The 13,224-nt window shown below is 67.4% G+C and carries 12 protein-coding genes; 6 read left to right on the top strand and 6 right to left on the bottom strand.

Translation table 11 applies throughout. The annotated features are described in order from the left end of the window. Nucleotides 1–26: 26 nt before the first annotated feature. On the bottom strand, nucleotides 27–1,226 hold the full coding sequence (locus ABD301_RS38370; RefSeq protein ID WP_344314990.1) for a cytochrome P450: 1,200 nt from the start codon (nucleotides 1,224–1,226) through the stop codon (nucleotides 27–29). Nucleotides 1,227–1,314: 88 nt separating this feature from the next. Between ABD301_RS38370 and ABD301_RS38375 the strand changes: the two genes are divergently transcribed. Then, a complete protein-coding gene (locus tag ABD301_RS38375) occupies nucleotides 1,315–1,920 on the top strand; it encodes a TetR/AcrR family transcriptional regulator (RefSeq protein WP_163568390.1) in 606 nt (201 codons plus the stop codon). On the opposite strand, the gene ABD301_RS38380 is transcribed toward ABD301_RS38375, so the two are convergent. Both ABD301_RS38380 and ABD301_RS38385 read right to left on the bottom strand, forming a co-directional pair. Further along, nucleotides 1,901–2,776: an alpha/beta fold hydrolase gene (locus ABD301_RS38380; RefSeq protein WP_344314991.1), complete on the bottom strand. Its 876-nt coding sequence runs from the start codon at nucleotides 2,774–2,776 to the stop codon at nucleotides 1,901–1,903. The two genes, ABD301_RS38375 and ABD301_RS38380, sit on opposite strands and share 20 nt — an antisense overlap. Before the next feature lie 48 nt (nucleotides 2,777–2,824). Beyond that, the gene (locus ABD301_RS38385; RefSeq protein WP_163568389.1) at nucleotides 2,825–3,871 is read right to left on the bottom strand and encodes a DNA polymerase domain-containing protein; all 1,047 of its coding nucleotides are present in this window, start codon (nucleotides 3,869–3,871) and stop codon (nucleotides 2,825–2,827) included. A 147-nt stretch (nucleotides 3,872–4,018) separates the two neighbouring features. Between ABD301_RS38385 and ABD301_RS38390 the strand changes: the two genes are divergently transcribed. The 3 genes from ABD301_RS38390 to ABD301_RS38400 all read left to right on the top strand — a co-directional run bounded on the left by ABD301_RS38390 (nucleotide 4,019) and on the right by ABD301_RS38400 (nucleotide 8,156). Then, nucleotides 4,019–6,406 (top strand): lamin tail domain-containing protein, encoded by a 2,388-nt coding sequence (locus ABD301_RS38390; RefSeq protein ID WP_344314992.1) that lies wholly within the window; start codon nucleotides 4,019–4,021, stop codon nucleotides 6,404–6,406. 498 nt (nucleotides 6,407–6,904) lie between these two features. Further along, a complete protein-coding gene (gene msrB / locus ABD301_RS38395) occupies nucleotides 6,905–7,312 on the top strand; it encodes a peptide-methionine (R)-S-oxide reductase MsrB (protein ID WP_163568388.1) in 408 nt (135 codons plus the stop codon). Nucleotides 7,313–7,412: 100 nt separating this feature from the next. After that, nucleotides 7,413–8,156 (top strand): ArsR/SmtB family transcription factor, encoded by a 744-nt coding sequence (locus tag ABD301_RS38400; RefSeq protein ID WP_344315101.1) that lies wholly within the window; start codon nucleotides 7,413–7,415, stop codon nucleotides 8,154–8,156. A gap of 16 nt (nucleotides 8,157–8,172) precedes the next feature. Here the strand turns inward: ABD301_RS38400 and ABD301_RS38405 are convergent, their stop codons facing one another. Continuing rightward, on the bottom strand, nucleotides 8,173–9,642 hold the full coding sequence (locus ABD301_RS38405) for an arabinofuranosidase catalytic domain-containing protein (RefSeq protein WP_344314993.1): 1,470 nt from the start codon (nucleotides 9,640–9,642) through the stop codon (nucleotides 8,173–8,175). 103 nt (nucleotides 9,643–9,745) lie between these two features. Here ABD301_RS38405 and ABD301_RS38410 point away from each other — a divergent pair, with 103 nt between their 5' ends. Together ABD301_RS38410 and ABD301_RS38415 are read left to right on the top strand one after the other, a co-directional pair. Then, entirely contained in the window at nucleotides 9,746–10,210 is a 465-nt protein-coding gene (locus ABD301_RS38410) for a GNAT family N-acetyltransferase (protein WP_163568386.1), read from the top strand. 17 nt (nucleotides 10,211–10,227) lie between these two features. Continuing rightward, entirely contained in the window at nucleotides 10,228–11,052 is an 825-nt protein-coding gene (locus ABD301_RS38415; RefSeq protein ID WP_344314994.1) for an SMP-30/gluconolactonase/LRE family protein, read from the top strand. Nucleotides 11,053–11,055: 3 nt separating this feature from the next. Here the strand turns inward: ABD301_RS38415 and hemQ are convergent, their stop codons facing one another. Beyond that, nucleotides 11,056–11,772, bottom strand: coding sequence for a hydrogen peroxide-dependent heme synthase (hemQ, locus tag ABD301_RS38420; RefSeq protein ID WP_163568385.1), 717 nt, complete (start codon nucleotides 11,770–11,772; stop codon nucleotides 11,056–11,058). Then, nucleotides 11,762–13,201 (bottom strand): protoporphyrinogen oxidase, encoded by a 1,440-nt coding sequence (hemG, locus tag ABD301_RS38425; protein ID WP_344314995.1) that lies wholly within the window; start codon nucleotides 13,199–13,201, stop codon nucleotides 11,762–11,764. Before hemG ends, hemQ begins: the two co-directional genes overlap by 11 nt. Nucleotides 13,202–13,224: the final 23 nt, after the last annotated feature.

Raw genomic sequence — 13,224 nt, forward strand, 5'->3', positions numbered from 1 at the left:
GTTACATTCGCGGGGCGGCTGGAAAGCTAGAAACTGACCGGCAGATCCACCACACCGGCGATGAATCCGGCCCGGATTTCCAGCTGGTCGACCGGCTTGGCGAGTCGCAGCTCGGGGAAGCGGCTCAACAGTGACCGGAATGCGATCTCCAGCTCGGCGCGGGCGAGGTTCTGGCCGAGGCACTGGTGAATCCCGTAGCCGAAAGCCACGTGATGCCGACTGGCCCGGTGAATGTCGAGATCATCGGGCCGCGCCACGAAATCGGCGGAATAGTTGGCGCTCGCGAGCCCAATCATCATGCTGTCGCCGGCCCGGATGACCTCGCCACCGATCTCGATGTCCTCCTTGGCGACTCGCGGCAGCGCGCTGACGAGGCTGACATACCGCAGCAGCTCCTCGACCGCGGCCGGGATCAGCTCCGGGTCGGCCCGCAACGCGGCCAGCTGCTCCGGATTTTCCAGCAACGCGGCGGTTCCGAGGGTGATGACGTTGGCCGTAGTGTCGTGGCCGGCGATTAACAGAACGATCGCGAAGGCCACCAACTCCTCACGGTCCAGCCGGCCCTGCTTGGTCTGCTCGGCGATCAAGTCGTCGAGCAGACCATCGCCCGGGTTCGCCTGCTTGGCCTTGATGAGGTTGTCGAGGTATTCCCGGAGTTCCATGAACGCCGCCGGTCCTCGCTCCTCATCCAACCGGAGTCGCGACTTTTCCTCGAAAAACTCGTGATCGGCGTACGGCACCCCCAGCAACTCGCAGATGACCATCGACGGGATCGGCAGCGCGTACGAGGCGACCAAATCAATGGGTCCGCCATGTTCTTCCATGGCGTCCAGTCGGGCGTCGACAATGCGCTGGATGCCGGGCTTGAGAGCGGCGATCCGACGTACCGCGAAACTCGGGATGACCATCCTGCGCTGCCGGCCGTGTTCGGGGGCGTCGGTCCCGATCAGCACGGACGGAGCGCTCGCGCGGGCCCGCCGCAGGATCGCCACCGCCGGCGCGAAATTGGGGAAGTTCGGGTTGCCGCGGTCCGACGAAACCCGCTGGTCCGCGAGCAGGGCCCGGGCTTGTTCATAGCCGGTGACCAGCCAGGTGGGCTTGCCGTCGAATAGCCGGACCTTGCGGATCGGCGCCTCGCCCTGTAACTCCTGGTAACCGGCCGCCGGCTGGTACGGGCATTGCCGAGCGAGCGGGAAAGCCGGCAGATCTGTGGTGTCGGTGGACATATCACCCTCCGTAAGAAACGATACGTATCCAATGAGGGCAGTGTAGACTCGGCCAATAAGAAACGCAACGGATCTAGTGAGGGCAGCTATGCCAACCGAGGCCCCGACCGCGTCACGGCGGCGCGGCGAGTTGCTGGAGCGGGCCATTCTCGACGCGGCCTGGGCGGAGGTACTCGAGGTCGGCTACCCGAAACTGACCATGGAGGCGGTGGCGGCCCGCGCTCAGACCAGCAAACCGGTCATTTACCGCCGCTGGCGGACCCGTGCCGCACTGGTGCTCGCGGCGATGCAACACAGCCTGCCCGGCTGGGATGATCTGCCGGACACCGGCAGCCTGCGGTCAGACCTGATCGCCCTGCTCCAGCGAGTGGCGCACCGCTTCGATCTGGTCCCCGGCGACCTCATTCCGGGGCTGATCACCGAAACCTTCAGCGACCCGGAGTCGGCCGCGGCCGTGCGGGCTCAGATCACCTCTTTCGCCCGCGCCCGGATCTTACGGCCAGTTCTGCAGCGAGCGGTGGCCCGCGGCGAGATCACCACGACCGAGATCAGCCCGCGGCTCGCCCGCCTCCCCTTCGATTTGATGCGCAATGAATCCATGATTTACGGCATGCCGGTGAGCGACGCGGCCATCGCCGAGATCATCGATGAAGTGGTCCTTCCCGTACTGGCGGCTACTCCGCGAGAAAGCTGAGCAGGTGCGCGGTCGTCTCCTCAGGCGCTTCCTCGGGGAGAAAATGGCCTGCGGAGACCGGGAAACCACGGAAATCGTCGGCCCAAGCGCGCCAGATCTGCACTGGGTCGTACCAGGAAGCCACCGCACCGGTGGCACTCCAGAGCGCCAGTACGGGGCAACTGATCCGGCGCTGACCGCGATCAGCTTCGTCGTGCTGGAAATCCAGCGTCGCGGCCGCGCGGTATTCTTCACAAATAGCGTGCACAGTCGCCGGGTCACGGAATTTTTCGATATATTCGGCGCGAATATCGGTCGGAAAAACATCGATCTCAGCTGACCACGCATCGAGCATGTGGTTGACGAAAACGTCCGGCGCACCGGCGATCAACGTTTCCGGCACCGGCTCCGCGGCGGCCAGGAAGGACCACACCCAGAATCCGAGGCTGAAATCCTTGTCGGCGAGCCGAAAGGAGTCACCGGTCGGGATCACGTCGAGCACCGCGAGGCGGTCGACGACGTCCGGATGGTCAAGCGCCATCCGGTAGGCGCACCGCGCCCCACGATCGTGCCCCACCACGGCGAACTCGCGAAATCCCAGCTCCCGCATCACTTCCACCTGGTCACGGGCGATTTCCCGCATACTGTACGGCGAATGATCCGGCGCACTCGCCGGTTTTCCACTGTCACCGAATCCACGCAGGTCAGTGGCGATCACCGTGTACTCGCGCGCCAACTCGGGCGCCACCCGATGCCACATGAGATGCGTTTCCGGAATTCCGTGTAATAACAGCACAGCCGGCCCGGCACCACCCCGCCGCCCATGAATCGTCGCGCCGGCCGTACGAACGTCGAATTCCTCAAATCCCTCGAACACGCACCTCATTCTCCCCGCACCCCCGGCGACCGGTCCAGTTGGCAGGAATTATTCCGTGGCGGCTTCGGGTTCGGGAGTTTTGGCGCGGGAGGGTTGAACGCGCATCGGCTCGCCTGGCATTTTGGGGTAGTTGGGCGGATAAGGCATGTCAGCGAGGCCCTTGTCCGCCTCATCTCGCTCGTACCATTCCAGCAAAAGGCTGATGTCGTACGAATGGTCGTCGATCGCGCTGTGCAGATCACCGAGGGTGGCGAACCGCGGCGGCATGGTGACCATGGTGAAGTCCGCCGGCTTCGCGTCCGGCAACTCGTCCCAGGTGAGTGGCGCGGACACCCAACCGGCCGGGTTGCGGCGGACGCTGTACGCGCTGGCGATCGTCCGGTCCCGTGCGTTCTGGTTGTAGTCGACGAAAATCTGCTCCCCACGCTCCTCTTTCCACCACGCGGTGGTGACCCGGCCGTCGGCGCGCCGCTCAATCTCCCGGGCCAGCGCGATCGCCGCGTGCCGAACCTCGGTGAACGTCCAGCGCGGCTCGATCCGGACGTAGATGTGCACGCCACGGTTGCCGCTGGTCTTCGGAAAACCGGTGAAGCCGAGCTCGGCGAGCAGCGGTTGGACGTACTCCAGAGCGACGAACCGGGCATCCTCGAAGGTGGTGCCGGGCTGCGGATCGAGGTCGATCCGCAGCTCGTCCGGATGGTCGGTGTCCATCGCGCGGGCGTGCCAGGGATGGAAGGTGACGGTCCCCTGGGTCGCGGCCCACGCCACGTCGGCGACCGACTGGGTGCGCATCGCGTCCGCGTGCCGGCCGGACGGGAACATGATCCGGCAGGTCTGCAGCCACTCGGGCGCGTGCTTGGGCACCCGTTTCTGATAGATCTCGTCGCCGGTCACCCCGCCGGGAAACCGCTGCAAATAGGTCGGCCGATCGCGCAAAGCGCGGACGATCCCGTCTCCGACCGAGACGTAGTAGTCAAAGAGATGACGTTTGGTTCCGTGTTCGGAGCCGAGATCCGGAAAATACACCTTGTCGGGATTGGACAGACGAATGTCGTGCCCATCGACCTCTATTTCCTCGGCTGGCGTTGCTGGCATGGCGTTACCGTACGCCCGGCAATGCCTATTTTCGCATCGGTAGACACCTAACATCCGCCCAAAGTTCCCACGCGAAGGCGATCGGCCTGGTAGGCAGTAGCGGGGCCAACCCCCGACCCACCGTCCGCTGGCAGCCGAGGAGAACCCGTGCCGGTTTTGTCTGACCGGAAGCGCCACCGCGCATCCGTTGTCGCAGTCTCGATCGGCGCCACCTGCGCCACGGTGGCCGCACTCGCGGTCACCGCCCCCGCACAGGCGGCCTCCACGGACGTCGTCATCAACGAGGTCTACGGCGGAGGCGGCAACTCCGGCGCACCCTTCGCCCGGGATTTCGTCGAGCTCTATAACCCGACCGGCACCGCCGTCGACGTGAGCGCGTGGAGCATTCAGTACGCGGCGGCCGCCGGCGCCACCTGGCAGGTCACCAAGCTGACCGGCAGCGTCGCCGCACACAGCACCTACCTGGTCGCCGAGGCGGCCGGCCAGAACACCGCCGCCCCACCGCTGCCCACCCCGCAGGTGGACGGCAGCATCGCGCTGAGCGCCACCGCCGGCAAGATCGCGCTGGTCACCAACCAGATTCCGCTCAACCAGGTATGCGGCAGCACGTGTCACGCGGGTGCCGGTGTCAGGGACTACGTGGGCTTCGGTACGACCGCCAACGATTCGGAGACGGCGCCCACCGCGACGCTCTCCAACACGTCGTCGGCGTCGCGTACGGACGGGGTCGACACCGACAACAACGCGGCCGACTTCACCGTCGGCGACCCGAGCCCGGACAACGCGTCCGGCGGTCCGGTCGAGCCGCCGGTGAGCGCCAAGATCCACGACATCCAGGGCGCCGCCCACACGTCCCCGCTGGTCGGCAAGAAGGTCCAGGACGTGACCGGGGTGGTCACCGCGGTGTCCACGAACGGCTTCTGGATGCAGGACCCGCAGCCCGACACCAACCCCGCGACCAGCGAGGGCGTCTTCGTCTTCACCAGCGGCAAGCCGACCGTGACGGCCGGCAACGCCCTCACGGTGGCTGGCAAGGTGACCGAATACCGGCCCGGTGGCGATCCGAACAACCTGACCACCACCGAGATCAGCGCGCCCAAGATCGAGGTCACCGCCGCGTCGGCGCCGATCCCGGCCGCGACGCTGGTCGGTCCGGGCGGACTGACGGCGCCCAAGGCGGTCCGTACGGACGCACCGTCCGATGTGGAGTCGTCGGCGACTTTTGACCCCAAGCACAACGCTTTGGACTTCTACGAGTCGCTCGAAGGCATGCTCGTGAAGATCCAGAACTCCACCGCGGCCGGCCCGACGAACTCGTACGGCGAGCTGCCGGTCCTACCTGGCGGCGCCGGCAAGCCGAAGACACCGCGGGGCGGGGTCATCTACTCGTACGACAACGCCAACACCGAGATCCTGACGCTGACCGACACGCTCGCGGCCACCCCGAAGGTCAACGTGGGCGACAAGCTGCCCGGTGACATCGTCGGGCCGCTGGACTACAACTTCGGCAACTACGACCTGCTGCCGATGACCACGCCGGCGGTCAAGGCGGTCAACCTGCCGCGCGAGACGACCGCGCCAACGCTGCCCGGCGAGCTGTCGGCTGGCACGTTCAACGTGGAGAACCTCGCGCCCACCGACCCGCAGAGCAAGTTCGATCGGCTGGCGGCTGTGGTGGTCGGCAACCTGCGGTCCCCCGACCTGCTCGCGATCGAAGAGATCCAGGACAACAACGGCACCGGCAAGGGCGTGGTGGCCGCTGACCAGACCTGGGCGAAGCTGATCGCCGCGATCAAGACCGCCGGCGGTCCGGCGTACTCGTACCGGCAGATCGACCCCATCAACGGCAAGGACGGCGGCCAGCCGGACGGCAACATCCGGCAGGGCTTCCTGTTCCGTACGGACCGTGGCCTCAGCTTCGTGGACCGTCCGGGCGGCGACTCCACGACCGCGGTCGCTGTCACCGGCTCACCGGGGCACCCGGCGCTGAGCGTCTCGCCCGGCCGGATCGCGCCAAGTGACGCCGCGTGGACCGCCAGCCGCAAACCGCTGGCCGGCGAATTCCGCTACTACGGACGGCCGCTGTTCGCGATCGCCAACCACTTCGACGCCAAGCTCGGCGACCAGCCGCTGATGGGCCGCTACCAGCCGCCGGCCCGCTCGTCCGAGGTGCAGCGGCACGCGCAGGCGACACTGGTGAAGGGCTTCGTGGACGCGATCCAGGCCAAGGACCGCAACGCCGCCGTCATCGTGCTGGGTGACCTGAACGACTTCCAGTTCTCCCAGACCGCCGACATCCTGACGGCCGGCGGCGGGCTCGTCGACCTGCCGCGTACGCTGCCGGCGAACGAACGCTACAGCTACAACTACCAGGGCAACACAGAGGTGCTGGACCACATCCTGCTCAGCCGCGGCCTGACCCTGCCGGGCGCGTTCTACGACTACGACATCGTGCACGTGAACAGCGAATACACCGACCAGGTCTCCGACCACGACCCGCAGGTCGTACGGATCCTCCCGGTGCTCTGGCACTAACGCTCCGAACGGCCGAAGGGACCTTCGGGGGTGCTGGATGCCTCCGGGGGTCCCTTCGGTTTGCGGCTGCACAATCGGATTCCGATTGTGCAGAGATCTAGACAGGGTCCGGCGCCTCGGCAGTCACATCAGCCCCACCGACAACAGGCCCGGCATAAAGTCCCACACTCGACGAAAATCCAGCTGCACCCCAGCCGACAAACCGAATAAAAGGGGCAACACCGTTCGCTGTCCCACCAAGCGCCGACGGCACCACCAGCCCGAGATCCCAAAAGCCTCGATCGCCACACAGTCACCACCAACCTCACGGGCCCCAATCCGAGGATCCCCCGAACTCGAGCCTGCCGGCTCCCGCCGACAGTTTCTGCCCGGAACTGTCGGCCCCACCAGGGAGGCTCGAATTCGGGGGCGCCAAAATTCGCCGAAGGCAGCAGCATCGTTAGCAAGGCGTAAGAATCGCGTCGGGGCACCGCTGGACAGCCGAAGTAACCTTGAGATATGACGCAGCCTAAGGTCACCAAAACCGACAAGGAGTGGCGGGAGCAGTTGACGCCGGCGGAGTACGCAGTGCTTCGCAAGGCCGGCACCGAGCGTCCCTTCACCGGCGAATACACCGACACCAAGACCACCGGCGTCTACAGTTGCCGCGCGTGTGGCGTGGAACTTTTCCGCAGTGACACCAAATTCGAGTCGCACTGCGGCTGGCCGAGCTTCTACGCCCCGTCCGACGCGCAGAATGTGGTGCTCATCGAGGACCGCGCGCTGGGCATGCGCCGGGTCGAGGTCCGGTGCGCGAACTGCGACTCGCACCTCGGCCACGTGTTCCATGGCGAGGGGTACGGGACACCGACCGACGACCGCTTCTGTATCAACTCGATCAGCCTGACGCTGGAGCCGACCGAGTAGCGATCCACAAAAAGAAGGGCGCGCCGTTGCGCGCCCTTCTTTTTGCCCTCACGTTTGACAGGCAAGTAAGTACTTGCCTATAGTGGTTCCCGTGCAGGACATGGCCCAGATCTTCCGAGCACTCGCCGACCCCACCCGGCAGCGGCTGCTCGACCGGCTGCACGCCGACAACGGGCAGCCGCTCAGCGCCCTGTGCCGCGACCTGGACATGACCCGACAGGGCGTCACCCAGCACTTGGCGGTGCTGGAGGCGGCCGGTCTGGTCAGCGCGGTTCGGCACGGCCGACAGAAGCTGCACTACCTCAACCCGGTGCCGCTGCAGGAAATCCACGAGCGGTGGATCTCCCGGTTCGAGCAGCCCGGACTCCAAGCACTCAGTGCCCTCAAACGTACGATCGAAGGGACCACCATGGACAAGCCACAGCAGGTCTACGTCACATATATCGCGACCACTCAAGAGAAACTCTGGGCCGCGCTGACCGATCCGGAGGTCACCACCCAGTATTGGGCGCACCGGAACATCTCGACGTGGACCAAGGGCGAGTCGTGGGAACACCAGCGACTGGACGGCTCAGGCGCGGACGTGGTCGGCACCATCCTGGAGGTGGATCCGCCGCGTCGGCTCGCGCACAGCTGGGCGCTGCCGGCCGAGGCCGGCGATCCCGCTCGTACGTCCCGGGTGACCTTCGACCTGGAACCAGCCGGCACGCACGTACGCCTGCGGATGACCCACGACGACCTGCCCGCCGACCAGATCGAGGAATCCCGGGACGGCTGGGAGATGGTCCTGTCCAGCCTGAAATCATTGCTGGAGACCGGAAAGCCGCTCGACTTCGGCTGGTGACCAGAACAGGATCGGGTCAGGAACCGCCGTGCAGCGCGAACCGCTGCGCGTCGGTTCCGTTGCACCGGTAGATCTGCAGCACCGTCCCGTTGGCCGTGTTGTCGCCCGGCGAGTCCAGGCACAAACCGGACCGCGGGTTGAGCAACGAGCCGTCCGACTGCTGTTGCCACACCTGGTTACCACCGCCAGTGCAGTCCCACAGCTCGACTTTGGTGCCCTGCGCGGTGCCGTTGCCGGTGATGTCGAGGCAGTGACCGATGGTCGCCAGCGAGCCGTTGGCCTGGTGCGTCCAGAACTGGTCTTCCGCGTAGTTTTGGCAGTTCCACAGCTGGACGGGCGTGCCGTCGCCGCCGGTGTCATCACCAGCCACGTCGACGCATTGCCCACCCGGTCCGGTGATCGTTGCCTGCGGACCGTTGGGGACGTTCGTCTCGCCCGTGTAACCCACCGAGGCGACGTTGGCCGCCACCGCGTTCTCGGTGGCATCACTGGGAAAACCGGCGACCATCACGCCCTCGAAGAAGGTGCCCCGGTTCCAGTTGCTGTTGTCGCCACCGATTCCGAGGATGATGCCGCCCTCCTGCTGCATCGGCCGGTAGCCACCCTGAGTCGGCAACGCGCCGTTCCACCACGTGGACAGTCCGCCGGACTGCGAGTCGCCGCCCTGCAGTGAGTACGTCGTCTGGCCGTCATTTCTGAGCATCGCGGTGACGTACGCGCTGGCATTGCCGGCGTTCCTGGTGTTGGAGCCGTTGGCGCCCTGGAACATTCCGTTCTCCATGTCGGCCTCGACCCACGGGCCGGAGCCGCTGCACGGCGAGAAATAGCAGGTGGTCGCGATGCTGACCGCGTCCATGTGACCGTTGCCGTTGTCGGCCGGAGTGCTCTCCGCGTTGCCGTAGTCGAAGCAGCAGTTGCTGCCGACATGGGTGCCGCTGGCCACCATGTACGCGCCTTCTGGCCGCCCGTTCGTCGCGACACCGGCCGCGACGCCCGCATTCCGGTAGCCAACTCCGGGCGAGATCCACCCGCCGTACACCTTGTGACCACCCGCCGTGACCGCCAGCTCGCCCGCGTCAGCGCCCCGGTCCGCGGCGTTGTTCGCCGTGCCGCCCGGCGCGGGGTTGAGATCGTTGTGGTTGGCGGTCTGGTCGTAGATCCTGCTGATCCGGCACGTGGTCTGGGCGCAGAAGGAATCCTGGTCGCCCGCGTTGGCATAGCCGCCAGTCGACAACAGGGCGATGTCATGGGTGGCGCCGTCGGAAGCACGTTTGACCTGGTAGAGCGGCCTCTCGTACGACGCGAACAACGCTCTGGTCGTGCTGTGCGCCGCTACGCACGGCGTGCCCGCGACCGCATAGATGTCGCACGGCAGCGACGACGCCGCCGACGCTGTCGCACCCAACCCGCCGGCGGCCGTGGCTACCAAGAGCGTGAGTGCCAGGCCGAAGGCGAGTACGACTGTGCTCCACGAACGGACGATCATGGTGACCTCTCCCTCGCAGGACGTCTGACGGGAAACCGCCGGGCCGCCCGACTCTGCCCCTCATCGCTCGAAAAGGGCAAGAGAACCACTAGATTCGGGATTTATGAACACCGCTGACGATGTCCAGATCTGCGCCACCACGGATCTGGACATCGAAACTTTCCACGCGTTGCTGAAACTGCGGGTCGACGTGTTCGTCGTCGAGCAGGAATGTCCGTACGCGGAGCTGGACGGCCGCGACGTCGAACCAGGCACCAAGCACTTATGGACCGCCGACGCGGACAGCCCCACGGCATATCTCCGGCTCCTCTCCGAGCCGGACGGCACCGCACGCATCGGCCGTGTGTGTACGCGCAAAGACCGCCGCTCGGCCGGTCTCGCGGCGAAGCTGATGACCGCGGCCCTGGCCGAGTCCGGCAGCCGGCCCGCCGTGCTGGACGCCCAAAGCCATCTGACCAGCTGGTACGCCAGGTTCGGCTTCGCCGTCGCGGGGGCGGACTACCTTGAGGACGGAATTCCGCACACGCCGATGTCGAGAACGGCCAGCCAGCTTCTACGTCCCCGTTGAGACCGAGGAGTTCCGCCATGTCAGAAACACAGGTTTTGGCCGCGGGTCTCGGATTCGGCGAGTCGCCGCGATGGCACGACGGCCGGCTGTGGTGCGCCAACTGGGGCACCCAGGAAGTGGTCGCGGTCAGCCTCGACGGCGACCGGGAGGTGACCGTACGAGTGCCGACCACCGTCCCGTACTCGATCGACTGGCTGCCGAACGGCCAGCTGCTGGTGGTTTCCGGGCAGGAGGCGCTGCTGCTGCGCCAAGAAGCAAGCGGGACGCTCAGCACATACGCCGACCTGAGCGGCATCGACAAGACGTTCAACGAGCTGGTGGTCGACGGCCGCGGCAACGCATACGTCAACGGCAGCACGATCGCGCTGGTGACGCCGGACGGCACTGGCCGGCAGGTGGCCGACGGGCTCGCCTGGGGCAACGGGATGGCCGTCACGCCCGACAACAAGACGCTGATCGTCGCCGAATCACACGCGAATCAGCTGACCGCTTTCGACATTGCCGACGACGGCGGCCTGTCGAACCGGCGAGTCTGGGCCGATCTCGGCGCGGACAACCCGGACGGGATCTGCCTGGATGCCGACGGTGCTGTCTGGTACGCAGACGTGCCGCACCAGCACTGCGTACGCGTCCGGGAAGGCGGCGAGGTGCTCCAGAGGGTGCCGGTCGACCGTGGCTGTTTCGCCTGCATGCTGGGCGGCCCGGACGGCCGGACGCTGTTCGTCGTCGCCGCCGGGTGGCTCGGCATGGACCGCATGTACGAAGCACTGGACGCGCGTACGGGCGTGCTCCTCACCGCGGCCGCGCCCTCTCCCGGCGCCGGCTACCCCGCTCTCGGCTGACCGCTACGGAAGGGAGGCGACGAGGTCGGCGGGCGTACGACGGGGGCCGGTGAAGAACGGGATCTCCTCGCGGACGTGCTGGCGGGCCCGGGAGGCGCGCAGGTCGCGCATCAAGTCGACGAGCCGGTGCAGCTCGTCGGCTTCGAAAGCCAGGATCCACTCGTAGTCGCCGAGCGCGAACGACGACACCGTGTTGGCCCGTACGTCCGCATACCCGCGGGCCATCTTTCCGTGCTCCGCCAGCATTGCCCGGCGCTCTTCGTCGGGCAGCAGATACCACTCGTACGAGCGGACGAACGGATAGACGCTGACATAGCGGCGCGCGTTCTCGTCAGCGATGAACGACGGCAGGTGGCTCTTGTTGAACTCGGCCGGCCGGTGCAGCGCCATCTGTGACCAGACCGGTCGCAGATGCGAGCCAAGCGTCGAGCGGCGCAGCCGGCCGTACGCCTCTTGCAGGTCCTCCGCTTGGGGAGCGTGCCACCAGACCATCAGATCCGCGTCAGCGCGGAAGCCGGACACGTCATAAAGACCCCTTACGACGACATCCTTCTCACCGAGCTGGCCGATGAGTTCCTCCAGCTCGGCGGTCACCGACGAGCGGTTCACCGGCAGCGGCGAGGTGGCTTGGAAAACCGACCACATCGTGTAGCGAACGGTCGCGTTCAGCTCCCGGATGCGGGCTGCGTTGGGGTTGGTGGGCGTCGCTTCATCGGCCATAACCCGATTGTTGCCGCCGCACCAGCTCTTCGGCTACGCGGGTCCCCGCCGCAGTGCCCGATCGCACACACGCGGGGATGCCCACCCCGTCGTACGCGGCGCCAGCCAACGCGAGAGTCGGATACTCGGCCAACGCCGACCGGACCCGAGCCACCCGGTCCAGGTGACCGGGCGCGTACTGCGGCAGCCCGCCACCCCAGCGGGTCACCGTGGTGTCGATCGCGGCCGGCAGCGGACCGCCGAAGACCGTGGCGAGGTCGTCCAGCACCAACCGCACCACGTCCTCGTCGTCGCGCCGCAGCACTTCGGCGTCGCCAAAACGACCAACGGACGCTCGTACGATCGCCAGCTCGCCGGCGTCCGCGAATCCCCATTTCTGCGACATGAAGGTGGCGGCCTTAACCACCAGGCCGGAGTCCGTAGAGACCAGAAACCCGCTGCCGGCTGGCAAGCCACCGCCGGGCAGGTCACCGGCCGGCAGGGCCAGTGTCACCAGCGCCATGCTCGCGTACTCGACCGCGCCGATCTCGGCGGCGACCGGGCTGAGGTCAGCCAGCAACCGGGCCGCCGGGCTCGCCGGCACGGCGAGCACCACCGCGTCCGCGACCAGCACCCGCGGGTCCCGGGCGGAGCCGATCACCAGCTCCCAGCCCCGCGGCCGGCGGCGCAGCTCACGGACCGGGAGGCCACGTCGTACGTCCGCGCCGGACGCCTGCGCGGCCGCCTCTATCAGGTCGGTCATGCCGGTCTCAGCCGCGCCGAACACCGGCGCCGGCGGCCCGGCCGGACGCGGACCGCCGGTCGCGGCCCGCGCCGCGGCGACCAGCGAGCGCTCCCGCTCCGCCGCCGCGGCCAACGCGGGGGCCGTCACTCGTACGGACAGGCCGTCGGCACGTCCCGCGTACACCCCGCCGAGCAGCGGATCGACCAGCCGGTCGACAACCTCACCGGGCAGCCGGGACCGCACCAGGGCGCCGACCGACATGTCGACGCCCGCAGGCAACAGCGGTTCCTTCGCCGGCTGCCCGACCTCCGCCGCGATCGCCGCGAAAGCCGCCGGCGGCAACACCTCGGCCAGCCCGGGCGCGGCCGGATCGCCCGGCACGCCCATCATGGTGCCGGCCGGGAGCGGCGCGAGCCGATCCCGTACCCACACCCCGGCGGCGCCGACGGCCGGGTGTACGAGCGCGATCTTCAGGTCGGCGGCGAGCGCGGCGGCCTCCGGCTGGCGAACCAGGAACGTCTCGGCACCCCGCTCCACCCGGTGGCCGGCCACCTCGCCGGTCAGCAGCTTGCCGCCGAGTCGGCCGGCCTGCTCGACGAGGGTGATCGCGGTGCCCGGCGGGGCCTGCCGCCGTACCGCCAACGCCGCCGACACCCCGGCGATGCCTCCGCCAACAACCACGACATGCGCTGCGGTTTCGCTCACCGCCCGATCGTCTCAAAGTCGCC

This window comes from Fodinicola feengrottensis (assembly GCF_039530045.1).
Lineage (GTDB): Bacteria > Actinomycetota > Actinomycetes > Mycobacteriales > HKI-0501 > Fodinicola > Fodinicola feengrottensis.